Genomic DNA, 23,882 nt, shown 5'->3' on the forward strand with positions numbered 1-23,882 from the left:
CGTCACAAAAGTTTCATCAAGCTTCGGCAGCAAGTGCCTTTACTGCATCTGCAGGCGCGCTAGACTGGTCGTTTTTACCGAGGGTCAAACATGACGGACTCCCACAATTCCCTGCAGAGGCGGTTGGCGGATCTCGACGAGAGCCTGTTCATCCCCCGGGAAATCAGCTGGTTGTCCTTTAACGCGCGCGTGTTGCAGGAAGCCGCAGATGAGACCGTGCCGGTTATCGAGCGGCTGCGTTACCTCGGTATTTTCTCCAACAATATGGACGAATTCTTCCGCGTGCGTGTGGCGGAGGTGCGCCGCCTGATCACGGTCTCCGACGCCACGTCGAAGCAGCGTGCCAAGGATCTGCTGGCGGCCATTCTCAAGCGCGTCGTGGAGCTGCAGAAACAGTTTGAGAAAACCTATAACGCCGTGTTGCGTGACCTGCGTGCGCGGCAGATCTATATGGTCAACGAACGTCAGTTGGACCCGGGCCAGGCCGCGTTTGTGCAGGCCTATTTTACCCGCACGGTGTTGCCCGAACTGGAGCCTATTCTGCTGCGTGACGGCCAGGCTATTCCCGCCCTGAATGACGAGTCCATCTACCTGGCCCTGGATATTCGCTCGGGTGATGACTACAACTACGCGGTCGTGGAGGTACCCACGGACCGGCTCGACCGTTTCGTGCAGATACCCAAGCGCAAGGGACGCGCTGGGAAGGTGTTTATCGCCCTGGACAACGTGATCCGTTTCTGCCTGCCGCAGATGTTCCGCGGCGTCTTCCACATTGACGAGGCAGCGGCCTATTGCTTCAAGTTCTCGCGCGACGCCGAACTGGAGATCGACCCGGGTATTACGGAAAGCCTCATCGACAAAATGGAGAGCAGCCTGAAGCAGCGACGCAAGGCGGAAGCGGTGCGCTTTGTCTACGACGCGGCCATGCCGCAGCGGCTACTGGACTATCTCTGTTCCCGTTTTGGCTTTGGCAAGTACGACAGCCTGATCCCGGGCGGGCGTTACCACAATTCCAAGGACTTCATGTCCTTCCCCAATGTAGGCCCCAAGTACCTGGAATTCAGGCCGCTGCCGCCGATTCGTCTGCCGCGCCTGGATGAGCCCGGCAGCCTGTTTGACAACATTCGCGAGCAGGACGTGTTCCTGTACTACCCCTACCATCCCTTCGACTACATCATCGACCTGCTCAAAACCGCGGCGCTGGATCCGAATGTGTCGACGATCAAGATCTGCCTCTACCGGGTTGCCAAGGTGTCGCGCGTTATTGATGCGCTGGTCAATGCGGTGCAGAACGGCAAGCGCGTGCTCGCGGTGGTGGAGCTCGCGGCGCGGTTTGACGAGGCGGCCAACATCAGCTGGGCCCAGCGCCTGACCGAAAGCGGTATCGACGTGATCTTTGGGATTCCCGGCCTCAAGGTGCATAGCAAACTGCTGCTTATCGAGCGCCGCGAAGAGGGCCAGATCCGCTATTACAGCCATATCGGCACCGGCAATTTCAACGAAAAGACCGCGCGCCTGTATACCGATTTCACACTGCTGACCTACGATCAGAACATTGGTCGCGATATCTACGATGTGTTTGATTTCCTGCAGTTCACCTACAAGCGGCCGCGCTACAGAACGCTGCTGGTGTCGCCACACAGCACGCGACCCGGCTTGATGCACCTGGTAGAGCAGGAAATCGCCAACGCCCGTGCCGGTTACCGGGCGGAGATGACCCTGAAGTGCAACAACCTGGTGGACAACCAGCTGGTGATGAAGCTCTATGAGGCCTCGGATGCGGGTGTCAAGATCAGGCTGATTATTCGCGGCATGTGCTCACTGCTGCCGGGTGTGCGGGGGATTTCGGAAAATATTGAAGCGATCAGCATCGTCGACCGTTTTCTTGAGCACCCTCGGGCTTACGTGTTCTATAACCGGGGTAATCCGCGTTACCTGCTGGGTTCCGCTGACCTCATGACCCGTAATCTCGACTACCGGGTTGAGGTGCTGTGCCCGATCCGCGATCGGGCCGCGCAGCGGGTTTTGCAGGATATCCTCGATCAGCAGTGGCACGACAACGTCAAGGCACGGATCATCGACCAACATCAGGTGAACGAATACGTACCGCGGCGCGCCAAGGCGGCGATGATCCGCTCCCAGGAATCGATTCACCGCTACCTCTCCAGCGGTAAACTGCCCCGCTATCCGAAGACCCCTGTTGCGGTCAGTAAACCGCAGCGCCGGCGCAAGCGGCACTAGCTGCACCGACGCGGCAATAAATCTTCGTTCTGTTAAGTTTTCTCTAAGTTTCGTACCTCACACTGTCCCCCAATGAGACCTTTGTGAGGTACGACAGTGACAGCTTCCCTGCACAGCATACCGAGCGGTGGCAACCTCAGTGTCTTCCAGGCCGCTACACTTGCGGCGGATGCCCCCTTTTCCCTCTGCGCCTGTGAGGAGATGCACCCGCGCCGCGAGCGCGTGGAGCGCTATATCGGCAGCGTCTTTCAGGCTGCCTGGGACGCGCGTGTACTCTCGTTTCTGCCGCTGCTCTGCAGCCTTGAGCGGGAGGGCACCCTGCAGGCCGCGTTGGGCCTGCGCAGCGCCAACCGGGGTCCATTGTTCTGTGAACAGTATCTCGATGTCCCGGCTACGTCCGCGGTTGATGCCCTGCACGGAGGCCGCTGCAGCCGTGGCGACGTCCTGGAGCTGGGTAACCTCGCGGCCTCTGAGCCGGGGCAGGGTGCACTGCTGTATCTGCTGGTCACTGCAGCGATTCATGAGGCCGGAATCGGCTATCTCATCTTTGCTGCGAACCGCGCGGTGCGCCTTTCCATCCGTCGCAGTGGCTTTACGCCGGAGGCCGTTGGCGCCGCGCGCCCCGAGCGCCTTGGCGGCGCAGCTCGCGACTGGGGGCGTTATTACGATGGCGATCCGCAGGTCATGATCGGCGACATGCGCCTGACCCATCAGCAGGCGTGGTCCCGGCCGGCGATGGCGGCCGAACTGCAGCGTTATGCTGCAACCATCTCGGCCCTCGCGGTCACCATTCGCGAGCATGCCGGGTGAGCGCGCTGGAGCAGATACTGGCACGCCGCGCGGCACAGGATCCGCAGTCGGTGGTGCTGGAAGATGGGCGCGTAACGGTCACCGCTGCAGACCTGGTTAAGGATGTCGCCCAGCTGGCGGCCGGCCTGCGCGCGTCCGGCCTGCAACGTATTGCGCTGCTTGCGGAAAACTCAGTGAACTGGGTGCGTGTCGACCTCGCGGCACAGGCGGCCGACCTCTGTCTGGTGCCGATACCGACTTTTTTCAGCGCTGGCCAGCGCGCCCATGTGTTGCAGGCATCCGGGGCGCAGGCGGTGATTGCCAGCCCCGCGCTGTGCCCATCGCTGGCAACCCTGCCCGGTGCAGGTGAGAGGGGCGACCTGCCTTTTGGTCTTACCTTGATGTTACTCGATGTGGGCGCAGGCGGTGCTGTACCGCCCGGGACGGCCAAAATCACGTTCACCTCAGGCTCCACCGGCAACCCCAAGGGGGTCTGTCTTTCTACTCAGCAGTGCCTGCGGGTGGCGCAGTCGCTGGTGACAGCTGTGGGATTGACGGCACCTCGTCATCTCTCGCTGTTGCCCTTAAGCACGTTGCTCGAAAATATCGCCGGTGTGTATATGCCACTGCTGGCCGGCGGTAGCATCGTCCTGCCGGCGCCGGCTGAGCTGGGTCTTGCAGGCAGCTCCGGCGTCGATGCAGAACGTCTGTTGGGCGCCCTTGCGCGCATCAACCCACAGACCCTGATCGTCATACCGCAATTGTTGACGCTCTTTGATCAGGCCCTGCAAAGCGGCTGGCAGCCGCCACCTGCACTCGCGTTTGTGGCCGTAGGCGGGGCACGTGTTGCGCCCGATCTGCTACAGCGCGTTCGGCGGGCAGGAGTGCCCGTGTACGAAGGCTACGGCCTGTCGGAGTGCGCGTCTGTGGTCAGCCTGAATACGCCGGAGTCGGACCGCCCGGGAACCAGCGGGCGGGTACTGCCGCACGTCCGGGTCAGCGTCAGCGCGGGCGAGCTTGTGGTCGAAGGCAACCGTTTCCTTGGTTACCTTGATGACCCTCGGAGCTGGCAGTCCGGCCCTGTCGCAACCGGCGACCTGGGCCAAATTGATGCTGACGGCTTCCTGACGGTGTCCGGTCGTCGCAAGCATCTGCTTATCAGCAGTTTTGGCCGCAACATCTCGCCGGAGTGGGTGGAAAGCGAGTTGCTGGCAGACGGCTGCCTGCGTCAGGTCGTGTTACTGGGTGATGACCGCCCCTTCTGCGTTGCCCTGGTCTACCCGACACGGCCTGAGTGCAGCGATACGGAGATTGGCGCCAGCATCGCAGCCGCCAACGCGGGCCTGCCAGACTATGCCCGTGCACAACGCTGGATTCGCCTGTTATCGCCGCTGTCCGCCGAGAATGGACTGCTTACCGAAAACGGGCGACCGCGCCGGGACCGGATTGCGGCGCACTTCGCTGCGTCACTCGCTACGTGTTATTTACCCGAAAAGGAGTTGCTGGCAACATGAATGATTCAGGCAATGGTTTCTTCCAGACGCTGCAGAATGCCACCCTCGCAGAGCGTGAGGCCCTGGTGGCTACGGACCTGGTGCGTGATGCACTGGCCGGGAAGCTGACGACGGAGCGCTACGTTGCGTTTCTGGTACAGGCCTATCACCACGTCCGGCATACCGTACCCCTGCTGATGGCGGCGGGGGCGCGCATGCCGGCAGACAAGGAGTGGCTGCGCACGGCGCTGGCTGAATACATCGAGGAGGAACTCGGCCATCAGGAATGGATCCTCAACGATATCGAAGCCTGCGGCTATGATCGCGACAGGGCCCGCCTCAGCGTGCCCAATCGCGCGACCGAGTTGATGGTTGCCTACGCGTACCACGTTATTGATCGGGTAAATCCGGTGGGCTTTTTCGGCATGGTTCATGTGTTGGAAGGGACCTCCATTCGTGTTGCCGATAGCGCTGCGGACGCGATCGCGGCATCCACTGGGCTGTCGCGCAAGGCCTTCAGCTATTTGCGTTCCCACGGCGCCCTGGACATCGAGCACGTACAGTTCTTTGAAAACCTGATGAACCGTATCGACCAGCCAGAGGATCAGCGGCAGATACTGCATTGCGCGCGTATCTTCTATCACCTGTATGCGGATGTGTTCCGCAGCGTCAGCGCCGATCAGGCGCAGCGCCTCGCGGCTTAGGTGACAGTATGCATATAGCAGGTCAGCGGGTTCTACTCACCGGCGCCGCAGGGGGCATCGGCCAGGCCTGTGCGCGAGCGCTCGCAGCGGCGGGCGCATCACTGCTGCTCGTGTCGCGCAATGGCGATGTGCTGGAGTCATTGCGCACATCGCTGGTCGGTGATGGGCATCGCGTGCTGGTCGCCGACCTTGCCACACCCGCGGGGCGGGCGTCGGTCATCGCCGCTGCTCAGGATGCCGATGGATTGATCAACAACGCCGGTGTCAATCATTTCGGTCTGTTTGCCGAGCAGGACGAATCGCAGTGGCGCCAGACGCTGGAACTGAATCTCATGGTACCCATGCTGCTCGTGCAGGGTTTGTTGCCGGTTCTGCAGGCGCGGCGGGGTTGGGTGGTCAACGTGGGGTCCGCATTTGGCAGCATCGGCTTTCCGGGCTATGCGGTCTACAGTGCCAGCAAATTCGGGCTGCGTGGATTCACCGAGGCGCTGCGCCGCGAACTCGCTGACAGCGGCGTCAGCCTGCACTACCTTGCGCCCAGAGCCACAGCGACGGATATGAATGCAGGGCCCACAGCAGCGATGAACGCCGAACTGGGTACAGCTGTGGATGAGCCCGAGCGGGTAGCCGCTGAATTGCTGGCGCTGTTGCACTCGGCGCGTGGCGTGCGGTTTGTGGGCTGGCCCGAGCGCTTTTTCATCAAGCTCAACGGCCTCTTTCCGTCGCTGGTGGAAAAGTCACTGATCAAGCAGCTACCGGTTATTCGCCGTCACGCGCTGGCTGCCCGGGGTGCCGGCGAGTAAACTGGTCACATGCGTATTCTCCTGGTTGAAGATGACAGATCCCTTGCTGCCGGCCTGCAGGCCGCGCTGAGCCGGGAGGGTTTTGCCGTGAACCATGTTGCCTCAGGCGGGCAGGCACTGTCCGCTGTGCGGGCCGAGGCGCCGGATATGGTGGTACTGGATCTGGGGCTGCCGGACATGGATGGGCTACAGGTGCTGCGTGCACTGCGCGAAACGCACCGCAGTCTGCCAGTCCTGTTATTGACTGCGCGGGACGGGGCTGATGATAAAGTGCGCGGCCTGGATCACGGTGCCGACGACTACATGGCGAAACCCTTCGATGTGAAGGAGCTGGCCGCCCGGCTGCGGGTCATCGAACGTCGCTTGTCGAACACAGCGGCCAGCAGCTGTCTTACGGTTGGCCGCGTGGCACTGGATACCGCGGCGCACACGGTCATGGTTGGCGATCAACCGCTCGATCTTCCGCGACGCGAGTACATGCTGCTGAAGGCGTTGATGGAGAGCGTGGGCAAGGTACTGACACGCGAGTCCCTGGAGGGGCGTCTCTACAGCTGGGGCGAAGAAGTGAGCAGCAATGCGCTGGAAGTCCATATTCACCACCTGCGCAAGAAGCTTCCGGACGACTTTATCAAGACGGTGCGGGGTATTGGCTACACCGTGCCGCGGCAATGAAGTCTATACGCCGTTCGCTGGTTACCATGCTGATCGCGGCGTTCACGCTGGTGTCTTTTGTGGCTGCACTGAATGGTTACCGCGCCAGCATGGACAAAGCGGAGGACCTGCTGGACGCACAGCTACAGTATTCCGCGGAGATTCTCGTTGGCCTCGGGGGTGGCGGTATAACGTCACAATCCCTCGGCAGCGGCGTGGAGGGCTTTGTCTTCCAGATATGGGAGGATGAACGCCCGGTGCTGCGCTCTGCCGCGGCGCCCGAAGCGCCGATAACGGCATTTACTGCGGGTTACCGGTATGCCAATTTCGGCGGTTATCGCTGGCGCACACTGACCGTCGCCATGGGGGACCGGCGTTGGGGAATGGTGGCAGAGCGGGCCGATGTGCGCCACACCCTGGCCGAAAGCGTCGTGCTGGAATCCGTGATTCCCCTGTTGCTCTGGTTGCCGGTTGCGGCATTGCTGATCTGGGTGCTGGTGGGCTGGGGATTGGCACCGCTGCGGGAGCTTAGCGAGCAGATCAATCGCAAGGCCACGGACGACCTTACTCCGCTCCCTGACACGGATCCGCCGGCCGAGCTGCAGCAGGTGATTACCTCGACCAACGGCCTGCTGCTGCGCCTGGCTGCCGCATTGCAGCGGGAAAAGCATTTCGCCTCTCATGCCGCTCACGAGTTACGTACGCCCATCAGCGCGCTGAAGATTCACCTGCACAATCTCGAAAATGAAGTCCCGGCGGGGAGCAGTGCCCTGCAGCATGCCACCGAGGGCATCGAACGTATGCACCACCTGGTCGAACAGCTACTGGACCTTGCACGCACGCAGCCGGAGCTGATCAAGGCCAACTTTCAGACAGTCGACCTGCATACGCTCGCACAGCGGGTAACGGCTGAGATGTGGCCCGCATTCGAATCGCGTCACCAGTCGCTATCGCTACAGGGTGAGCCCGCCGTCATGCAGGGTGACGAGACCATGCTGGCGATTCTGCTGCGCAACCTGCTCGACAATGCACGCAAGTATACGCCAGAGGGCGGAGAAATTACGGTGTTTGCGGGAAGTCGAGCCGGTGTGCCCCTGCTGGAAGTTGCCGACAGCGGGCCGGGAATTCCCTGCGCTGAGCGGGAGCGCGTTTTTGAGCGGTTTTACCGGGTCGGCACCAGCGCCAGTGAGAGCATCGCCGGAGCCGGTTTGGGTCTGGCGATCACCCAGCACATCGTGCAACTGCACGGTGCGAAGGTGCAGCTCTCCGACAGCCCTCTGGGCAGCGGCCTGGCCGTCACGGTGCAGTTTCCGGTTGTGAGGGTCGCGTCATGAAGCCTGCGCAGCGGTGGGCCTGCGCCGTGCTGTGTAGCTTCGCGGTCGGTATGGCGCAGGCGCGCACACCGGTTTTTGAGTTGGAAATCCGTGATCACCTGTTCATTCCCGAGGAAATCGTTATTCCGGCCAACACCAAGGTGAAGCTTGTAGTCATCAACCATGATGTCACCCCGGAGGAGTTTGAGAGTTACGAATTGAATCGCGAGAAGGTCATTCTCGGGGGCAGCAAGGCCAATATCTTCATTGGGCCATTGGCACCTGGCGTGTACCCTTTTTTTGGTGAATTCAACCCACGCACGGCGCAGGGCAGGGTGGTGGTGGAATGAGGACCTGTCGTGTTTCTTAATTCAGTGGTTATCGTCCTGCGCGAGGTGCTGGAGGCGGCGGTACTGGTGAGTGCCCTGCTGGCCCTGGCGCGCTGTATTCGTCTTGGAAACCGCTGGTTGTGGCTCGCCGTGCCGCTGGCGGCGGCGGGAGTGACGCTCTATGCCTCGTTTCTGGCGACGATTACCGATGCGCTGGACGGCGCAGGTCAGGAGGTGGTGAATGCCAGTCTGCAAGCGGGCGTGTACCTGCTGCTGGTGCCCATTCTCGCGCTCAGTTGGCGTGCACAGAGGCGGCCGCGTCTACTGATGGTATTGATGGCAATCGCCATCAGCCTGGCGATCGTGCGCGAGTGCGCAGAGATACAGATTTATGTGCGTGCCTTTGCCGCACTCGGTGAACACGCGGCAGCCGTCTGGGCAGGCAGTGCCCTGGGCATGGGCATAGGCATCAGTGCCGGAGTGCTGGTCTACGGTGCCCTGCGGGCCTTGCCACGGCGTTGGGCCCTGTGGGGCTGCTGTGCGGCCCTGGCCCTGATTGGCGCCGGCATGCTCATGCAGGCCACCCTGTTACTGGAACAGGTGGATTGGTTGCCGGATCAGTCCCCGCTCTGGGACAGCTCGGCGCTGCTCAGCGAACAATCGTTTTTTGGTGAACTGCTGTACGCCGTACTGGGCTACGAAGCCACGCCCGGGGCGCTGCAGGTGGGCCTGTATCTGGGCAGTCTGGCGCTGGCCGGTTTTGCGCTCTGGTGGGGCAGTGAAGGGAGGGCAGAACATGCGGTCAGGGAATAGCCCCAGGGGGTTGATGCTGGCGGTGTTTGCGGCGCTTCCAACAGCCGTTCTGGCCGACGGCAGCGTTGTCGACAAGGTCTATCACCCCTATGTGGAACAGCTGGAATGGGAGCTGGAGTGGCGCGCGGTGCAGGAACACAATCCACCCGCCGGCGAGGCACAACGGCAGGCCACACACCGTGTCGGTCTGGGTCGAGCCGTGTCGGAGTTCCTGTTTGCCGAAGCGTATCTGGTCGGCCGGGAGGGCAGCGACAGCGGATTTACCATCGACGCCTGGGAGTTGGAGGCACTGTGGCAACTGTCAGAGCAGGGGGAGTTTCTGCTCGATTACGGCCTGTTGTTCGAGTTGGAGAAGTATCGACACGAAGAAATCTGGGAGTACTCCACCACCTTGCTACTGGAGCGAGAACTGGGTCGTTTCAGTGCGACAGCCAACGTCGGGGTCATCTACGAATGGGGTGATGACATTGAGGACGAGTTCGAGACCGCCGCCGCGCTGCAGGCGCGCTACCGTCACTCCCCGTTACTGGAGCCAGCGCTGGAACTCTACCTGGGCGAAGACACCCGGGCACTGGGCCCCATGCTGCTGGGCATGGCGCGCCTGGGCAGCCGCCAGGCGCTGCGCTGGGAGGCAGGCGTTGTCTGGGGTCTGGATGCGACCACCGCAGACTACACGCTGCGCGCGGTCCTGGAGTACGAGTTCTGAGCGAGCAGGGGCAATTGCTGCAGTAGGGCCTGCGATACGAAGTACACCATGAAGTTGGCATAGGCGATGGCAGGATAGTGGCCGCTGCCATACAACCAGAACTGGCCGATCATGCCATCGGCGACCGTTGCCATGGCGGCACCCAGAGCGACCCAGCGACCGCGGCGGCCAAAGGCCAGCCCTATCCACAGTGCGCAGGGCAGCATGAGCGCGATCAGGATCGAGTAGGCACCCGTAAGCCAGGCAATGTAGGCGGCTGTGCCTGGCAGGAGTACCTGGAAGAAGGCGAAAAGGCCGCCGGCGGCGGCGAGTACCATCGGCACGACACGCCACAGTGGGTGCACCCGGCCCCGGGTTGCCAGCCAGACGGCGGCCAGCAGCAGCGCGTATCCCGGGAAGAAGAACCAGACTGAATCCGCCAGATAGCTGTGCTGGACGACGTCATCGTAGCTGTAGAAGCGCGCCGGCACATTGCGGTTCACGGCGTCGCCGAGCAGACACACAGTGAGACCGGCGACGGTGAGGTCTGCAACCGCACAGTGTCTTGCGGTACTGGTCTGGTAGACCCAGCGGCGAATGCGCCAGCCATTCCACAGCAGGCCGCCCAGCAGCCCCATTTCCAGCGCCGCGAGCAGGATCTTCCAGGTACCACTCTCCACCTGTGCGATCCAGAATGCACTTTCCAGCAGGATGATGGCGGTGCACAGCAGCCAGGGCAGCCGGCGTAGCGGCAGGGGTGGAATGGCATCACGGCCGGTTGCGCTGGTCGGGTGGTGCATGGCGTGCCTCAGTCCTCGCCGGTCACGGCGGGAATGTAGTCGCCGTAACCTGCGGCCGCCATATTCTCAAGCGGAATGAAGCGCATCGCTGCCGAGTTCATGCAGTAGCGCAGTCCGGTGGGCGCAGGACCGTCATCAAACACGTGACCGAGATGGGAGTCCGCATAGCGGCTGCGAATTTCTGTGCGCGCGATGAAAAAGCTGCTGTCATCCCGTTCCACAACACTGTCCCCGCTGATCGGTCGAGTGAAACTGGGCCACCCGGTGCCCGATTTAAATTTATCGCGCGAGGAAAAGAGCGGCTCCCCGGATACGATGTCCACATAGATCCCTGCCCGCTTTTCGTCCCAGTAGGCGTTGTTGAAGGCACGCTCGGTTCCATCCTGGCGCGCCACCCGGAACTGTTCGGCGGTGAGGCGCTGGCGCAGGACTTCGTCAGAGGGGCGCACGAAACGTTCAGGATCGAAGGCCGTTTGCGTGCCCGCTGCTGTAGGCGCAGGACGAAAACGGGAGAAATCAAGCGTCTGCTCGTCCCCCCATACCCGGTCTATGAACTGATAGCGCCCCGAATTGAAGGTGTAGAACTGGTAGCGCAGTGGATTCTTACTGGCGTAGTCCTGATGGTAGTCTTCTGCATCGTAGAATGCCGTGAACGGCGTAATTTCGATGACCACAGGTGTGTCGTAGCGGCCAGAAGCCTCCAGCGCATCCCTTGACGCCTGCGCGACGCGCTGCTGCTCCTCGGAGTGATAGAAAATGGCCGGGCGGTACTGGCGGCCTCGATCAACGAATTGCCCGTCCGCGTCGGTGGGGTCCATAAAGCGCCAGAAGCCCTCCACCAAACCCTCGTAGGTGATCACGGTGGGGTCATAGTACACCTGCACCGCTTCGGTATGGCCGGTTTTGCCGGCGGAGACCTGCTTGTAGTCCGGGTTCTTTTCGGTGCCGCCGCTGTAGCCGGAAACTGCCTCCACAACGCCGGGTATCTTCTCAAAGCCGTCTTCCACGCACCAGAAGCAACCGCCGGCAAAGGTTGCTACGGCGAGGCCCGTATCGGCGGGCGCATAGGCGGATCGGGTGTGGCCGGGTGAGGCAGCGACAATGGCGGCCAGCAGCAGGGCCGCCAGTCTGAGGGTATAACGCATGGTGTGCTCCTTTGAGAGAGGTCGCGCTTGCTACGCGCTGCAACGCTCAGGCGATGACAACACGGCGGCGGTCAGCAGTAGACCCCGTTACCGGTTGCGGAGTTCCATCGGGTGGTGGCGGTGATTCATTTGAGCAGAGATCCCAGCAGTCCGCGAAACAGCTTGCGGCCCAGACTGCTGCCGGCGGCAGAGCCGAGGCTGCGGGCCATACTCTTGATAAACGCCTCGCTGGTGCTCTGGCGTCCACCCGTGCTGCGGGTTTTCGCTTTGGCTGCTTTTTGTGTCGCGTCCTGAGCGCTCGCGGCTTCAATTCTCTCGCGCAACACCTCGTGGGCAGAGCGGGGGTCAACCGACTCGGCATAGCGGCGCTGGTTGGGGTCGTGCGTTAGAACCGCAGCGCGCTCCTGCGGGCTCGCAGGCCCCATGCGCGAGCACGGTGGGCGAATCAGGACGCGCTGCACGGGCGCCGGAATGCCCTTGTCCTGCAGCAGGGACACCAGCGCTTCGCCGACTCCCAGCTCGGTGATGGCGGTGACCGTATCCAGTGCGGGGTTCTCGCGAAACGATTGCGCGGCCACGCGCACGGCCTTTTGTTCACGGGGTGTGTAGGCCCGCAGCGCGTGCTGGATACGGTTCCCCAACTGACCCAGCACCGAATCCGGTATATCGCTGGGACTCTGGCTGATGAAGTAGACGCCGACGCCTTTTGAGCGAATCAGGCGCACGACCTGCTCGATCTTTTCCAGCAGCGCTCGGGGCACATCGCGAAACAGCAGGTGAGCTTCGTCGAAAAAGAACACCAGCACAGGCTGCTCGGGGTCCCCGAGTTCCGGCAGCGTTTCAAACAGTTCGGAGAGTAACCAGAGCAGGAACGTAGAGTACACGCGCGGGCTCTGGATGAGGGTGTTGGCGGCAAGCAGGTTGATCACCCCGCGTCCGTCACGGGTGGTTTGCATAAAGTCCTTGAGTTCCAGTGAGGGCTCGCCGAAAAACGCGCGCCCCCCCTCACGCTCAAGCACCAGTAACCTGCGCAGAATGGCATTCACTGAAGCCTTGGCGACACCGAAGCCTGCTCCCAGTTCCGAGCCGTGCTCCGCGAGATATTCCAGCGTTGTACGCAGGTCAGCCAGATCCACCAGCAGCAGGCCCTCGCTGTCGGCGAACTCGAAGACCACGTTCATCACACCTTCCTGGGTGTCGTTGAGGTCCAGCAGGCGGGCAAGCAGCGCGGGCCCCATCTCGGTGACGGTGGTGCGCACCGGTGTCCCGGCCTCCCCGAACACATCCCAGAAGGCGACGGGAAAGCCGCGCTGCTGGTAGTGGGTAATGCCGATGTACTGGTTCCGTTCATCCACTTTGGGGTGTGGTGTTCCCGCCTGGCTGATACCTGAGAGATCGCCTTTGACATCCGCCATGAACACGGGCACACCGCGGTCAGAGAAGCTCTCTGCGAGGCACTGCAGGGTGACGGTTTTCCCGGTGCCGGTAGCGCCGGCAATCAGGCCGTGGCGGTTGGCGTAGCGTGGCAGCAGGCCGCACTGTCCTTCGGCGTTGCCGCCAATCAGAATTTGCTCGTTCATTGCTGGGGAATTCATCCTTTTGCGTTGTTGCTACCCGCCAGTTTCGGTTTACTGGCACGCTTCGGCGTGGCGCGCGGCACGGCCTTGCTGCCAGCGGCCTGACGGGATTTGGTTTTGGTTTTGGTATTGGTTTTGGTTTTGGCCGTGGTTTTGGTCCCGGTCTTCGTTGACGCCCTGGCGGTGCTGCCAGCCGCCGCTTTTGCCTTGCTGCGGCCAGAGCGTTTCGGGGCCGTGCGCAGCCCCGCCAGTTCCTCCAGCTCTGTCAGCGCTTCTTCGAGATAGTCGATAATGCGCTGTACCTGGGGCATAGAGCGCCGGCAGGCGACGATGCCGAAATCCAGCTGCTTGCGATAGCTCACCAGCGTTATGTTCATGGCGAAACCATCAAACACAATGGACGCAGGATACACGCCTTCCAGGCTGGCGCCGTTCCAGTAGAGCTGCTCCCGCGGCCCGGGGACGTTGGATATCACAGTGCTGAAGGCGGGGAAATTGGCCGCGATGCCGAGCACCGAGGTGAGCAGGGCGGGTATCTGGGTAATCTGCATGAACAGCGTCGCCTCGCGTTGGGACATGCTGCGCAGCAGTGTCTTGCCCGCCGCCATCGAGGCCTGGATCTTGCGCAGCCGCTGCTCCGGATCGGCGACGTCGGTTGCCAGGTCGGCGGTAATGAAGCCGACGGCGTTGGATGAATCGAGATCGCTCTCCTCCCGGAGCGAGATCGGCGCCATCGCCTTTAGCGAGTGCGCGGGGTGCTCGCCCAGGTTGGCAAGGTGGCGCCGCAGAGCACCTGCACACATCGCCAGCACGATATCGTTGACGGTGGCATGGGTTGCCTTGCAGACGTTGCGTACACGTTCGAACTCGAAGGACTGGGCAACGAAGCGCCTGGACCCGCTGACATTGGTGTTGATCGAGGTGCGGGGCACGTGATGCCAGGGTACTGCGAGGTTACCACTGCGGCCAAAGAAAGCGCCGCCGAACTGGCGAAAGGCGCTGACCAGGTTGGTTGTGGTGTCGTACTGCTGGCGCAGCGCTTCCAGCACGGTTTTCAGTTCCCGCCCGCGCGGCTCTACACGCTCCACGGGGGGTGGCAGGCGCCTTGCCTTGTACTGCTCGAAGGCTTCGAAGGACATTGCGGAGTGGCGCGCTCGACTGCGGGGGCTGGTGGAGTACATGGCGTTCATCATGTGCATCGCCGAGGCGCCGTCGGTCGCCGCGTGATGGCATTTGCTGTACACGGCAAACTGGTTGTTGCGCAGGCCTTCGATGAGATGCAGTTCCCAGAGTGGTCGCGTGCGGTCAAGCAGCGTGCTGTGCAGCCGGGACACCAGCATGAAGAGCTCACGATAGCGTCCGGGTTGGGGCAGGGCGGAGTGGCGCACATGGTAGTCAATATCGAAGTGCTCATCCTTTTCCCAATAGAGCCGCAGGGGACCTGCGCGACCGGTGGTGACATACTCACCAAACGGGCGCCGGTACTCCTCGTCGGTGCGCAGGGCGGCAAGCACCTGCTGCAGGAATTCGCGTTGGTCTACACCCTTCGGGTAGTTGAACAGGTGCAGTCCGCCCACATGCATGGGGGTCTGTCGTTTCTCCATCAGGAGAAAGCCGGCGTCGGCGAGGTTGACTGGGCGCATGGGGATGACCTCTCGTTATTCTGTTTGACCAAACAATAGCGTCAATGCGGCTATCCGCAAAGGCCTGATTTCGCTGTCACAGCCAGCGCACCTTACGGAACAGGGTCAGCATGCCCACCGCCAGAAGTGCCATCAGTCCCAACACCACAAAGTAACCGTAGCGGAACTGCAGTTCGGGCATGTGCTGGAAGTTCATGCCGTACAGACCCGCCACAAAACTCAATGGCACAAAGATCGCTGTGATGATGGTGAGGACCTTCATGGTCTGGTTGAGCTGGTGGGAGGTGATGGAAATATGGCTCTCCACGAGGTCGCCGCAGATCTCGTAGTACATGGAGCACAGGGTTCGCAGCCGTTCGCAGCGGTCGAAGAGGTCGCGACGCACGTGATGGCTCTTGTCCTTGCCGGTACCCAGGTGGACAGTGCCGCTGTGCAGAATGTGCTCGGCCAGCGCTTCATGGTAGTTGAAAATACGCAGCAGTTTGCGCAATCGCGAGCGGTAGATCACCAGTTCTTTCATCACGGTATCGGTCTGGTCGGTCAGCAGGGCATCTTCCAGACCGGCCAGGGTGTCCTCGAAATCCATGAGCTTTTCCAGATAACGCCCACCCACGTAGTGCAAAATACGCAGGGCGAGGACATTGGGCGTTTTCAGCAAGGACTGTTGTTCCTCGCTGTCCCAGAAGTGGTTTACACTGACGGCCGTGCCGGGGTGGCTGGTGATGAGAATCCGCTTGCCGACCCACATACCGACAGGCATAGGCTGTAATTCCAGGTTGTCGTCCAGGCTGGTCATGCCGCGAAACAGGATGAACGTGTCCTGGTCGAATTCTTCCACCTTGGGCGGATGCCGGGTGCGGGCGCAGTCAGAGACAGCGAGCCGGTCACAATTGAGTGAAACGAGCAACTCCTGCCGCTCTGCGGTCAGCTCGCCCTCCATATCCAGCCAGAGCACGCTGCTTTCCTGTCCACGCCAGACAGCAATCAACGATTCGTCGCCTGTCTGGTACTGCCCTTGCGGTGAGAGTAATTTTGCCCTGATCATGTGTCTGTGACCCTTCAAGGAACCCTGCATGGAACAGCTTAACCGAATCCTCAATGCGCCTCTAATTGTATTTGGCGACGTTGCCATTACCCTGGCCCAGGTGTTGACCGTTCTGGCCCTGCTGGTCGGTGGGATCTTCTTCGTGCTCTGGAGCGGTCGCTTCCTGCGCTCGCGTATGCTCAAGCGCAACCTCGATCCGAATGTGGTGCAGCTGGCTTTCCGTGCCTACCTCATTCTCGGTATGGCCATTGTGGGCATGTCGACGCTGGATCTGCTGAGTGTCCCACTGGCGGCGTTCGCATTCGTCTCAGGCGCCGTGGCGATCGGGTTTGGCTTCGGTGCACAGAACATCATCAACAACTTCATCAGTGGCTGGATACTGATGTGGGAGCGGCCCATCAAGATCGGTGATTTCCTCGAGCTTGGTGAGGTGCGCGGGACGGTGGAGTCTATCAACACGCGCTCGACGCGCATCCGGCGTGTTGATGGCGTACACCTGCTGATTCCCAACAGCCAGTTGCTCGAGAATACCGTCACCAACTGGACACTGGTGGACGACCTGGTGCGCACGGCGGTGCGGGTGGGTGTTGCCTACGACAGCGACGTGCGGCTTACCGAGACCCTGATGTACCGTGTTGCCGAGGAGCATCCGAACGTGTTGAAGACGCCGGAACCCATGGTGATTTTCGACAACTTTGGCGACAGCTCGCTGGAATTCGAACTCAATTTCTGGGTGCACTCCACCGCCGAGCGCGGCTTGCGCCTGATTCGCAGCGACCTTCGCTTCCAGATCGATGCGCTGTTCCGGGAGCATGGGCTGGTTATCGCCTTCCCGCAGCGGGATGTGCACCTGAATGGTGAGCTGCGCCTGTTGAATTCCTGAGGCAGATGGCCTGACGTGGCCTCGGCGCCGTCCGTCAGCTTGCACTATACTGGGAGCATGAAAAGGTATTCCTTGTATCGCTGTCTCGCCCTGCTGCGTCTGTTGCTGCTGGCCTGGGTTCTTGCAGCCCCCGCTGCTGCCGCACAGGTCTGGGTGATTCACATCGACGGCCCCATCGGCCCGGCAACCGCGGACCACATGATTCGCTCGCTCGAACGCGCCGTCGCTGCGAACGCCGAGGCGGTTGTACTGCGCATCGACACACCAGGTGGCCTGGACAGCGCCATGCGCGACATGATCAAGGCCATACTGGCAGCACCCGTCCCGGTATTGGGATACGTGGGACCCAGTGGCGCGCGGGCCGCCAGCGCCGGCACCTACCTGTTGTATGCCACACACATCGCGGCCATGGCCCCGGGGACCAATCTGGGGTCGGCGACACCGGTGCAGCTTGGCGGCGGCGGTCTGCCGGGGTTGCCGGGTGCGGATGAGGGGGAGGAGGGCGCAGCATCGTCGCCCGCCACCACCGCGGGCAGTACAGCGATGGAGCGCAAGGTGGTGAACGATGCGGTGGCCTACATCCGCAGCCTCGCGCAGCTGCGCGGGCGCAATGGTGACTGGGCGGAACGCGCGGTGCGCGACGGGGTCAGCCTGCCGGCAGAAGACGCGCTGGCCGCCGGGGTCATCGATCAACTGGCGGACTCGATTCCCCTGCTGTTGCAGGGCGTGCACGGGATAGCGGTCGATGTGGGGGATGCCACCCGGGTGCTCGACACGGCTGGCGTGGCAATCGTAGACCAGGCGCCGGACTGGCGCAGTGAGTTCCTCGCTGTCATCACCAATCCCAACATCGCGTATATGCTGCTGCTGGTCGGTATCTACGGTTTGGTCATCGAGTTCTACAACCCGGGCATTGGCCTGCCCGGTATCGTGGGCGCCGTCAGCCTGCTGATTGCCCTGTATGCCCTGCAGATGCTGCCCGTCAGCTACGCCGGTATGGGTCTGCTGCTGCTCGGCGTGGCCTTGATGGCGGCCGAAGCCTTTGCGCCGAGTTTCGGGGTGCTGGGGCTGGGTGGAGCTGCCGCTTTCGTAATGGGTTCGATCATGTTGATGGATACCAACCTGCCCGCCTACCAACTGGCACTGCCTATCGTGCTCGCGGTTACCGTATTCAGTGTCGGCTTGCTGGTGTTTGCACTGGGCATGGTGCTGCGCGCGCGCAAGCGCGCGGTGGTCAGTGGTGTGCAGCGCCTGGTGGGCATGACGACACACGTGGCACGCCTGCACGATGGCGAGGCCTGGGTATGGCTGGATGGGGAACTCTGGCATGCGCGCAGCGAGGCTCCCCTGCAACCTGACGAGCCAGTCGTTGTGCTGGCAATCGACGGATTGACAGCGGTCGTCCGCAGTCAATCCGAACAACCTCCGGAAAAAGGATAAGCCTGATGTTCGAGATCGAGATGTTTACCGGCGCCGTTATCGTGCTCGCGATAGTGTTGCTGCTGTCCATGTTCCGGGTGCTGCGCGAGTATGAGCGGGGTGTCATTTTCATGCTGGGCCGTTTCTACAAGGTGAAAGGCCCTGGCCTGATCATCATCATTCCCGTGCTGCAGCAGATGGTGCGTGTGGACCTGCGTACCCTGGTCATGGACGTGCCTACGCAGGACGTGATTTCCCGTGACAACGTGTCGGTACAGGTCAACGCTGTGATCTATTTCCGTGTGGTTGACCCTGAGCGGGCCATCATCCAGGTGGAGAACTACCTTGAGGCGACAAGCCAGCTGTCCCAGACGACGCTGCGCTCGGTGCTGGGGCAGCATGATCTCGATGACATGCTCGCCGAGCGGGATCGTTTGAACGACGACATTCAGTCCATTCTCGACAAGCAGACAGAAGCCTGGGGTGTGAAGGTGGCCAACGTCGAGATCAAACATGTGGATCTCAACGAGTCCATGGTACGGGCGATTGCGAAACAGGCGGAGGCCGAACGCGAACGCCGGGCCAAGGTGATCCACGCCATGGGTGAAGCCGAAGCTGCCGAGAAACTGGCTGAAGCCGCCAAGATGCTGGCCACTGAAGAGTCCGCGATCCAGCTTCGTTACCTGCAGACGCTGGTGGAGATTGCCGGTGACAAGAGTTCGACGATTGTGTTCCCGCTACCGGTGGATATCATGAAGAAATTTACCTCCTAGGCAGCGGAGTCACGGCCCCATGCAGTGCATCGAAATCAGTCAACCCGGCGCACCTGCCGTATTGAAAATGACACGTCGTGAGGCCCCTGTTGCGGGTGCCGGCGAACTCCTGATTGATGTTGTCGCGGCAGGGGTCAACCGGCCGGACGTGATGCAGCGACTCGGTCTGTACCCCCCACCCTCAGGGGCGTCAGACCTTCCCGGCCTGGAAGTGGCAGGTCGCGTGGCGGCGGTGGGGGCCGGTGTTGTCGGCTGGCAGGTCGGTGATCACGTCTGTGCCCTGACCAATGGTGGTGGCTACGCAGAGCAGGTTGTAGCGCCGGCGGGGCAGTGCCTGCCGCTGCCTGCTGGTATGGACTTTGTCGCGGCTGCCGGCCTTCCCGAGACGTTTTTCACCGTGTGGACCAACGTGTTCATGCGCGGGCGCCTGCAGGCCGGCGAAAGCCTGTTGGTGCATGGTGGCAGCTCGGGTATCGGTACCAGCGCAATCCAGATGGCGCGGGCCCTTGGCGCAACCGTGTATGCAACGGCGGGCAGCGAGGAGAAATGCGCGGCCTGTGTCCGGCTCGGTGCCGCCCGCGCGGTCAACTACCGCAGTGAAGACTTTGAGCAGGTGCTCGGTGAACTGACCGGCGGCAGCGGTGTGGATGTCATACTGGACATGGTTGGCGGCGAGTATATCAACCGCAACCTGCGGCTGGCGGCGACCGACGGTCGCATCGTGAACATCGCCTACCAGGGTGGTTTCGAGGCTACGGTCAACTTTGTGCCAGTGTTGTTGAAGCGCCTGACCCTGAGCGCGTCGACCCTGCGCCCTCAGTCAAGTGAGGCGAAAGCGGAGATCGCCGCGCAGTTGCGTGAGCGTATATGGCCGCTGCTGGAGGCGGGTGAAATCCAGCCGGTGATCGCGGCGACGTTCCCGCTGCAGGACGCTGCGGCGGCCCACGAACTGATGGAAAGCAGCGCTCATATAGGGAAGATCATACTCACGGTGCGCTGAAAGCGCTCTTTGATCAACTGAACAGCCAGGGCCTGAGTGCCTCCCGGTTTTCCACCACGATCTGCTGTGCCATAGGGTCTTCAAGTGAGGCCGGCTCAGGGTCGATGTGCAACAGCTTCAGGGCGTAGGGCACCAGCCGCCCACGCACGGTGATGTGCAGGGCGCCCTCCAGCATGCCGTAATCTGTCTCCACCACCTGCTGCTGTGCAGGCGACAGCCTTGGATCCGGCACAATACGCAGCGTCACGTGGGTGTTCCAGTCGTGGTCGTTCTCGACCCCCTGGGGCGAGTCATCAAGTATCTCCGGAATATCGCGGAAACGGCTGAGCACAAAGTCGCGGTACTCCTGGTTCTTTTCACACCAGGCACGTACATGCCAGCGCAGCCCGGTGAATACCAGAGTATGCGGCACGATGATACGCCCCTCGCGGTTGGGGTTGTGCAGTGACACGTAATCCACTTCCAGGCGTTTGCGCTGACGTGCGGCCTGCATGATGGGGCGCAGTACCTCGGGGCGCACATCGCGCACCGGTACCCGCAGCACCTCAATATTCGCGACGTTCAGTGCCAGCGATTCGAACACGTTTGACAGTTCGTTGTTGCGCGCCATCAGGTGCAGGTACTCGTCCGCCACGCCCTCTGTCACTTGCGGCCTGAACCCCGCTGCCGGCATGTAACCCTTGAGCGACGCATCGTAAACAAGATTGCCCGGCCCGATGTCACGGATGTAGCGATTGATATCCTTGCTCGCCTGCTGGCGACCAATGCCGAAGGTTTCACACAGGTGGCGGGTGGTCAGTCGACCCTCCCACAGAACAATGGTCTCAATGTAGCGGTAACGTACCAGCAAGTCCCAGCGTATGGGCCATGGGTTGGAGGGTGTTGCTGGCATACCTGCTCCCGTTCAGATTGAATTGCCTGTATCGTACACTGCAGTGCAGCCAGCGAATACCGAGGACAGGGCAATCGCTTCTCCCGACATCAGTGACTTGTATCACCTAGCCAGCCAGCTTGAGCACGACCGGGATCTGTCGCTGGCGCAGTTACGGCAGCGCGACCGGGAAATCGGCCGGAGCTGCGTCGAGACTGCTGATGACTGGCAGCGGGTACAGCACTGGTTGCAGTCGGTGGACCCGCAGTCGCAACGCAGGCCGGAGTGGGCCAGCCGCGCCAATCCCGCGGTTCTGCTCAACCTGTTGGCGCTGTGTGCAGGTTTCGCCGCTATGGCGGGGCTGTTACTCGGCAGCGCGAATGCGCTGGTCAATGTGCTGTTCTGGTTGTTGGTGTTCGTGGGGCTGCAAGGGCTGCTGATGGTGGGGTCGCTGCTGGTGCTGTTGCAGCTGCTGTGGGGCAGGGTGCCCCCGGCGTCGCCGGTACAACCGATACGTTTTGTTCTGCGGCGGCGCTGGCCTGATGCGCGGGCGCTGCGCGAGGCACAGCCGCTGTTGCGCCTGCTTTTTCTACGCCACGGCCAGGCGCTGGGTGCGCTGTTCGCGGCAGGTGCGGCGGCGGCATTTCTCGTCTTGCCGGCAGTGGACAACTACGGGTTTGTGTGGGGGTCCACCTATCCGCTCAGCGACCCGTTCATGCAGGCCCTGGTAGACGCGCTTGCCTGGCCCTGGCAAAGCCTGCTTCCGAGTGCCACGATCGCGCCCGAGTTGCTGAGCAGTAGCCGCTATCACGCGGCGCTGCAGCTGCTGGACGTCGAGCGGTTGGAGCGCATGCGCGGCTGGTGGGGTTTCTTGATGCTGTGCCTGCTGGTTTACAGTCTGTTGCCGCGCGTGTTGCTGTACCTCCTGTCACGCGCCCTGTACCGGCGGCAGTTGCTGGCCAGCCTGCTCAGCTATCCCGGTGTCGAGCGCGTGCTGGCACGGATGCAGGCGCCGCTGGTGGCAACCGGTGCGGCACCTGAAGCCGCCATCACGGGGCCGGGCAAATCCGGCGCTGCGGAGCCGGGCGTTGATACGGCGCCTGTCGCGTGGCCGCGTGCCTTGCTGCTGGAGGTGGCTGGCGCTTTCGGTGAACAGGCCCCTGCAAGCTACGAAGAGCTCGCGGACGGGCAACCTGCGCAGCGTGCGGGTATTGCCGGTAGCGATCTTGCCACGGACCGGCGGACGCTGGCGGCGCTGCCGCTTGGGGATATCGACCGGCTCTATCTTGCGGTAAAGGGCTGGGAGCCACCCGTCGCGGAGCTGGCCGATCTACTGGAGCCCCTGTTCAGCATTCCACAGTGCAGTGTTCTCCTGGTACCGCTGCCGGGCCGTCCCTTGCCGCACCGCAAGGTGGAAGACTGGCGCCTGTTTGCCCGGGCCATGCCGTTTCAGGCGGTGGATGTGCAGCTGCTGAATCCGGTGGTGATCTCATGAGTCTGCCGGTTTTTGCGGTCGTGGGCCGTCCCAACAAAGGCAAGTCAAGTATTGTGGCAACACTCGCGCGAGACGATTCCGTGGGGATTGAGGCGCGTGCGGGTTCGACACGCGAAGCACGCGAGTTTCCGATGCGCGTCGATGGCGAGACTCTGTACACGCTGGTGGATACGCCCGGCATACAGCGGGCGCGTGCGGTGCTGGAGTGGTTGCGTGCACACGCCGCTGATGCGGCCAGCAGGCCCAGGGCAGTACGCGACTTTGTTGACGCGCACCGCGACGATCCGCGGTTTCACGATGAGTGTGCACTGTTGCAGCCTGTTGTTGCTGGTGCCGGGATTATTTACGTGGTCGACGGATCTGTGCCTTTCGGTGCCGACTACGAGGCGGAAATGGAAATTCTGCGCTGGACAGGCCGCCCCAGCCTCGCGTTGATCAACCCCATCGACAATGAAGATTATGTGGCGGAGTGGCAGGCCGGTCTGGGGCAATATTTCCAGACTGTGCGCCTGTTCAATGCGCAACGTGCCGAGGCAGAGAAACAGCTTGAGCTGCTGGTACTGTTTGGGCACCTCGATGAGCAGTGGCGGCAGTCACTGGACCGTGCGGTTGAGGTGTTACGCAGGGAACGCGGGCGTGAACACCGTGAGGCTGCGGCACTGATTACCGAATGGATTGCCGAAGCACTGGAGTTTCAGCTCTCGCAGCGGGTACCCGAGGGGCTGCCGGTGCAGCCGGTGCAGGACCTCCTGTTCAGCCGCTACCAGCATGAGCTAAAGGCTCGCGAGCGGCACTGTCGTCGACAGGTGGAGGAGGTCTACCACTATCATCGTCTGCAGCGCAGTGAGCTGGATCTCGACCTGGAAGCGTCAGAGCTGTTCAACGTGGAGCAATGGTATCTATGGGGGCTGGATCGTCGAGCGCTGGCGCTGGTGGCAGCCTCGGCGGGCGCATTGCTGGGCGGTGGCACGGGGATGGCCCTGGACGGCGTCACAGCGGGGCTCACAGGCGGCCTGGGCACACTGGTCAGTGGAGCGCTCGGCGCGGCGTCTGGCGGTATGGCGGCCTTGCGGTATGCTGATGAGATTGCTCAGCTTAGGGTCAAGGGCATTCCCAGCGGCGGTAAACTGGTGAGCTACGGGCCCTCGCGAAACCCGAATTTTCCCTTCGTGCTACTGGGCAGGGCGCTGCTGCATCAGCAACGTCTGTGCAGTCGCACACACGCCGACCGCAGTGCACTGCAGCTGGATACCGCCCTGCTGGCCGATGTCAGCGACGCCGAACGTCGCCAGCTGGCGCGCTGGTTCGCGTCCCTGCGCCAGCCGCGCCGCGCCGCGGCCGCGCGCCAGGCGCTGGCCGACTGGATCCTGGCCCGCAGGGGTGCGACGCAGGGCGACGCCTGAGCACTCG

At 62.2% G+C, this 23,882-nt stretch carries 22 protein-coding genes and 1 pseudogene; 16 read left to right on the forward strand and 7 right to left on the reverse strand.

What is annotated here, in order from left to right:
- The first annotated feature begins 90 nt into the window (after positions 1–90).
- The 10 genes from ppk1 to R3E49_RS08725 all read left to right on the forward strand — a co-directional run bounded on the left by ppk1 (position 91) and on the right by R3E49_RS08725 (position 9,842).
- Positions 91–2,241, forward strand: coding sequence for a polyphosphate kinase 1 (gene ppk1 / locus R3E49_RS08680; RefSeq protein ID WP_371294677.1), 2,151 nt, complete (start codon positions 91–93; stop codon positions 2,239–2,241).
- A gap of 96 nt (positions 2,242–2,337) precedes the next feature.
- Complete coding sequence (locus R3E49_RS08685; RefSeq protein ID WP_371294678.1) at positions 2,338–3,051, forward strand: thermostable hemolysin; 714 nt, start codon at positions 2,338–2,340, stop codon at positions 3,049–3,051.
- The gene (locus R3E49_RS08690) at positions 3,048–4,544 is read left to right on the forward strand and encodes an AMP-binding protein (RefSeq protein ID WP_371294679.1); all 1,497 of its coding nucleotides are present in this window, start codon (positions 3,048–3,050) and stop codon (positions 4,542–4,544) included. Before R3E49_RS08685 ends, R3E49_RS08690 begins: the two co-directional genes overlap by 4 nt.
- Positions 4,541–5,227: a TenA family transcriptional regulator gene (locus tag R3E49_RS08695; protein ID WP_371294680.1), complete on the forward strand. Its 687-nt coding sequence runs from the start codon at positions 4,541–4,543 to the stop codon at positions 5,225–5,227. The genes R3E49_RS08690 and R3E49_RS08695 overlap by 4 nt, the downstream gene beginning before the upstream one ends.
- A gap of 8 nt (positions 5,228–5,235) precedes the next feature.
- On the forward strand, positions 5,236–6,030 hold the full coding sequence (locus R3E49_RS08700; protein ID WP_371294681.1) for an SDR family oxidoreductase: 795 nt from the start codon (positions 5,236–5,238) through the stop codon (positions 6,028–6,030).
- Between the two features lie 9 nt (positions 6,031–6,039).
- Positions 6,040–6,702, forward strand: coding sequence for a response regulator (locus R3E49_RS08705; protein ID WP_371294682.1), 663 nt, complete (start codon positions 6,040–6,042; stop codon positions 6,700–6,702).
- Positions 6,699–8,015 carry a sensor histidine kinase gene (locus R3E49_RS08710; RefSeq protein WP_371294683.1) on the forward strand — a complete coding sequence of 439 codons (1,317 nt, stop codon included), beginning with the start codon at positions 6,699–6,701 and terminating at the stop codon, positions 8,013–8,015. The genes R3E49_RS08705 and R3E49_RS08710 overlap by 4 nt, the downstream gene beginning before the upstream one ends.
- Positions 8,012–8,344 (forward strand): cupredoxin domain-containing protein, encoded by a 333-nt coding sequence (locus tag R3E49_RS08715; protein WP_371294684.1) that lies wholly within the window; start codon positions 8,012–8,014, stop codon positions 8,342–8,344. Before R3E49_RS08710 ends, R3E49_RS08715 begins: the two co-directional genes overlap by 4 nt.
- Positions 8,345–8,353: 9 nt before the next feature.
- A complete protein-coding gene (locus R3E49_RS08720; protein ID WP_371294685.1) occupies positions 8,354–9,136 on the forward strand; it encodes an FTR1 family protein in 783 nt (260 codons plus the stop codon).
- A complete protein-coding gene (locus tag R3E49_RS08725) occupies positions 9,120–9,842 on the forward strand; it encodes a hypothetical protein (protein WP_371294686.1) in 723 nt (240 codons plus the stop codon). The genes R3E49_RS08720 and R3E49_RS08725 overlap by 17 nt, the downstream gene beginning before the upstream one ends.
- On the opposite strand, the gene R3E49_RS08730 is transcribed toward R3E49_RS08725, so the two are convergent.
- The 6 genes and pseudogenes from R3E49_RS08730 to R3E49_RS08755 all read right to left on the reverse strand — a co-directional run bounded on the left by R3E49_RS08730 (position 9,806) and on the right by R3E49_RS08755 (position 16,031).
- The gene (locus tag R3E49_RS08730; RefSeq protein WP_371294687.1) at positions 9,806–10,621 is read right to left on the reverse strand and encodes a hypothetical protein; all 816 of its coding nucleotides are present in this window, start codon (positions 10,619–10,621) and stop codon (positions 9,806–9,808) included. The genes R3E49_RS08725 and R3E49_RS08730 overlap by 37 nt on opposite strands.
- 8 nt (positions 10,622–10,629) lie before the next feature.
- Positions 10,630–11,070 (reverse strand): peptide-methionine (R)-S-oxide reductase MsrB, encoded by a 441-nt coding sequence (gene msrB / locus R3E49_RS08735; RefSeq protein WP_371294952.1) that lies wholly within the window; start codon positions 11,068–11,070, stop codon positions 10,630–10,632.
- Between the two features lie 147 nt (positions 11,071–11,217).
- Positions 11,218–11,766: pseudogene (msrA, locus tag R3E49_RS08740) on the reverse strand (peptide-methionine (S)-S-oxide reductase MsrA); the annotation flags it as partial.
- 125 nt (positions 11,767–11,891) lie between these two features.
- On the reverse strand, positions 11,892–13,346 hold the full coding sequence (locus tag R3E49_RS08745; RefSeq protein WP_371294688.1) for a helicase HerA-like domain-containing protein: 1,455 nt from the start codon (positions 13,344–13,346) through the stop codon (positions 11,892–11,894).
- Positions 13,347–13,357: 11 nt separating this feature from the next.
- On the reverse strand, positions 13,358–14,986 hold the full coding sequence (locus R3E49_RS08750) for a wax ester/triacylglycerol synthase family O-acyltransferase (protein ID WP_371294689.1): 1,629 nt from the start codon (positions 14,984–14,986) through the stop codon (positions 13,358–13,360).
- A 76-nt stretch (positions 14,987–15,062) separates the two neighbouring features.
- Positions 15,063–16,031: a magnesium transporter CorA family protein gene (locus tag R3E49_RS08755; RefSeq protein ID WP_371294690.1), complete on the reverse strand. Its 969-nt coding sequence runs from the start codon at positions 16,029–16,031 to the stop codon at positions 15,063–15,065.
- Positions 16,032–16,059: 28 nt separating this feature from the next.
- Between R3E49_RS08755 and R3E49_RS08760 the strand changes: the two genes are divergently transcribed.
- The 4 genes from R3E49_RS08760 to R3E49_RS08775 are packed head-to-tail and all read left to right on the forward strand — an operon-like array spanning position 16,060 to position 20,106.
- Positions 16,060–16,914: a mechanosensitive ion channel family protein gene (locus R3E49_RS08760; RefSeq protein ID WP_371294691.1), complete on the forward strand. Its 855-nt coding sequence runs from the start codon at positions 16,060–16,062 to the stop codon at positions 16,912–16,914.
- A 57-nt stretch (positions 16,915–16,971) separates the two neighbouring features.
- Positions 16,972–18,354, forward strand: coding sequence for a nodulation protein NfeD (locus tag R3E49_RS08765; RefSeq protein WP_371294692.1), 1,383 nt, complete (start codon positions 16,972–16,974; stop codon positions 18,352–18,354).
- A gap of 5 nt (positions 18,355–18,359) precedes the next feature.
- Positions 18,360–19,106: a slipin family protein gene (locus tag R3E49_RS08770; protein WP_371294693.1), complete on the forward strand. Its 747-nt coding sequence runs from the start codon at positions 18,360–18,362 to the stop codon at positions 19,104–19,106.
- Between the two features lie 19 nt (positions 19,107–19,125).
- Complete coding sequence (locus R3E49_RS08775) at positions 19,126–20,106, forward strand: NAD(P)H-quinone oxidoreductase (RefSeq protein ID WP_371294694.1); 981 nt, start codon at positions 19,126–19,128, stop codon at positions 20,104–20,106.
- A gap of 13 nt (positions 20,107–20,119) precedes the next feature.
- On the opposite strand, the gene R3E49_RS08780 is transcribed toward R3E49_RS08775, so the two are convergent.
- A complete protein-coding gene (locus R3E49_RS08780; protein ID WP_371294695.1) occupies positions 20,120–20,998 on the reverse strand; it encodes a helix-turn-helix transcriptional regulator in 879 nt (292 codons plus the stop codon).
- 43 nt (positions 20,999–21,041) lie between these two features.
- On the opposite strand from R3E49_RS08780, the gene R3E49_RS08785 reads away from it, so the two are divergent.
- Complete coding sequence (locus R3E49_RS08785) at positions 21,042–22,472, forward strand: DUF2868 domain-containing protein (RefSeq protein WP_371294696.1); 1,431 nt, start codon at positions 21,042–21,044, stop codon at positions 22,470–22,472.
- Positions 22,469–23,875, forward strand: coding sequence for a DUF3482 domain-containing protein (locus R3E49_RS08790; protein WP_371294697.1), 1,407 nt, complete (start codon positions 22,469–22,471; stop codon positions 23,873–23,875). Before R3E49_RS08785 ends, R3E49_RS08790 begins: the two co-directional genes overlap by 4 nt.
- The last annotated feature ends 7 nt before the right edge of the window (positions 23,876–23,882 follow it).

This window comes from Haliea sp., from assembly GCF_041395985.1.
Taxonomy (GTDB): domain Bacteria; phylum Pseudomonadota; class Gammaproteobacteria; order Pseudomonadales; family Halieaceae; genus Haliea.

Excerpts from the sequence above, each read along its gene's own strand:
- R3E49_RS08715 (WP_371294684.1), top strand. The coding sequence starts at position 8,012 with ATGAAGCCTGCGCAGCGGTGGGCCTGCGCCGTGCTGTGTAGCTTCGCG.
- R3E49_RS08730 (WP_371294687.1), bottom strand. The coding sequence starts at position 10,621 with ATGCACCACCCGACCAGCGCAACCGGCCGTGATGCCATTCCACCCCTG.
- R3E49_RS08765 (WP_371294692.1), top strand. The coding sequence starts at position 16,972 with ATGAAAAGGTATTCCTTGTATCGCTGTCTCGCCCTGCTGCGTCTGTTG.
- R3E49_RS08700 (WP_371294681.1), top strand. The coding sequence starts at position 5,236 with ATGCATATAGCAGGTCAGCGGGTTCTACTCACCGGCGCCGCAGGGGGC.
- R3E49_RS08770 (WP_371294693.1), top strand. The coding sequence starts at position 18,360 with ATGTTCGAGATCGAGATGTTTACCGGCGCCGTTATCGTGCTCGCGATA.
- R3E49_RS08710 (WP_371294683.1), top strand. The coding sequence starts at position 6,699 with ATGAAGTCTATACGCCGTTCGCTGGTTACCATGCTGATCGCGGCGTTC.
- ppk1 (WP_371294677.1), top strand. The coding sequence starts at position 91 with ATGACGGACTCCCACAATTCCCTGCAGAGGCGGTTGGCGGATCTCGAC.
- R3E49_RS08745 (WP_371294688.1), bottom strand. The coding sequence starts at position 13,346 with ATGAACGAGCAAATTCTGATTGGCGGCAACGCCGAAGGACAGTGCGGC.
- R3E49_RS08705 (WP_371294682.1), top strand. The coding sequence starts at position 6,040 with ATGCGTATTCTCCTGGTTGAAGATGACAGATCCCTTGCTGCCGGCCTG.
- R3E49_RS08775 (WP_371294694.1), top strand. The coding sequence starts at position 19,126 with ATGCAGTGCATCGAAATCAGTCAACCCGGCGCACCTGCCGTATTGAAA.
- R3E49_RS08760 (WP_371294691.1), top strand. The coding sequence starts at position 16,060 with ATGGAACAGCTTAACCGAATCCTCAATGCGCCTCTAATTGTATTTGGC.
- R3E49_RS08695 (WP_371294680.1), top strand. The coding sequence starts at position 4,541 with ATGAATGATTCAGGCAATGGTTTCTTCCAGACGCTGCAGAATGCCACC.
- R3E49_RS08790 (WP_371294697.1), top strand. The coding sequence starts at position 22,469 with ATGAGTCTGCCGGTTTTTGCGGTCGTGGGCCGTCCCAACAAAGGCAAG.
- R3E49_RS08780 (WP_371294695.1), bottom strand. The coding sequence starts at position 20,998 with ATGCCAGCAACACCCTCCAACCCATGGCCCATACGCTGGGACTTGCTG.
- R3E49_RS08750 (WP_371294689.1), bottom strand. The coding sequence starts at position 14,986 with ATGCGCCCAGTCAACCTCGCCGACGCCGGCTTTCTCCTGATGGAGAAA.
- R3E49_RS08755 (WP_371294690.1), bottom strand. The coding sequence starts at position 16,031 with ATGATCAGGGCAAAATTACTCTCACCGCAAGGGCAGTACCAGACAGGC.
- R3E49_RS08725 (WP_371294686.1), top strand. The coding sequence starts at position 9,120 with ATGCGGTCAGGGAATAGCCCCAGGGGGTTGATGCTGGCGGTGTTTGCG.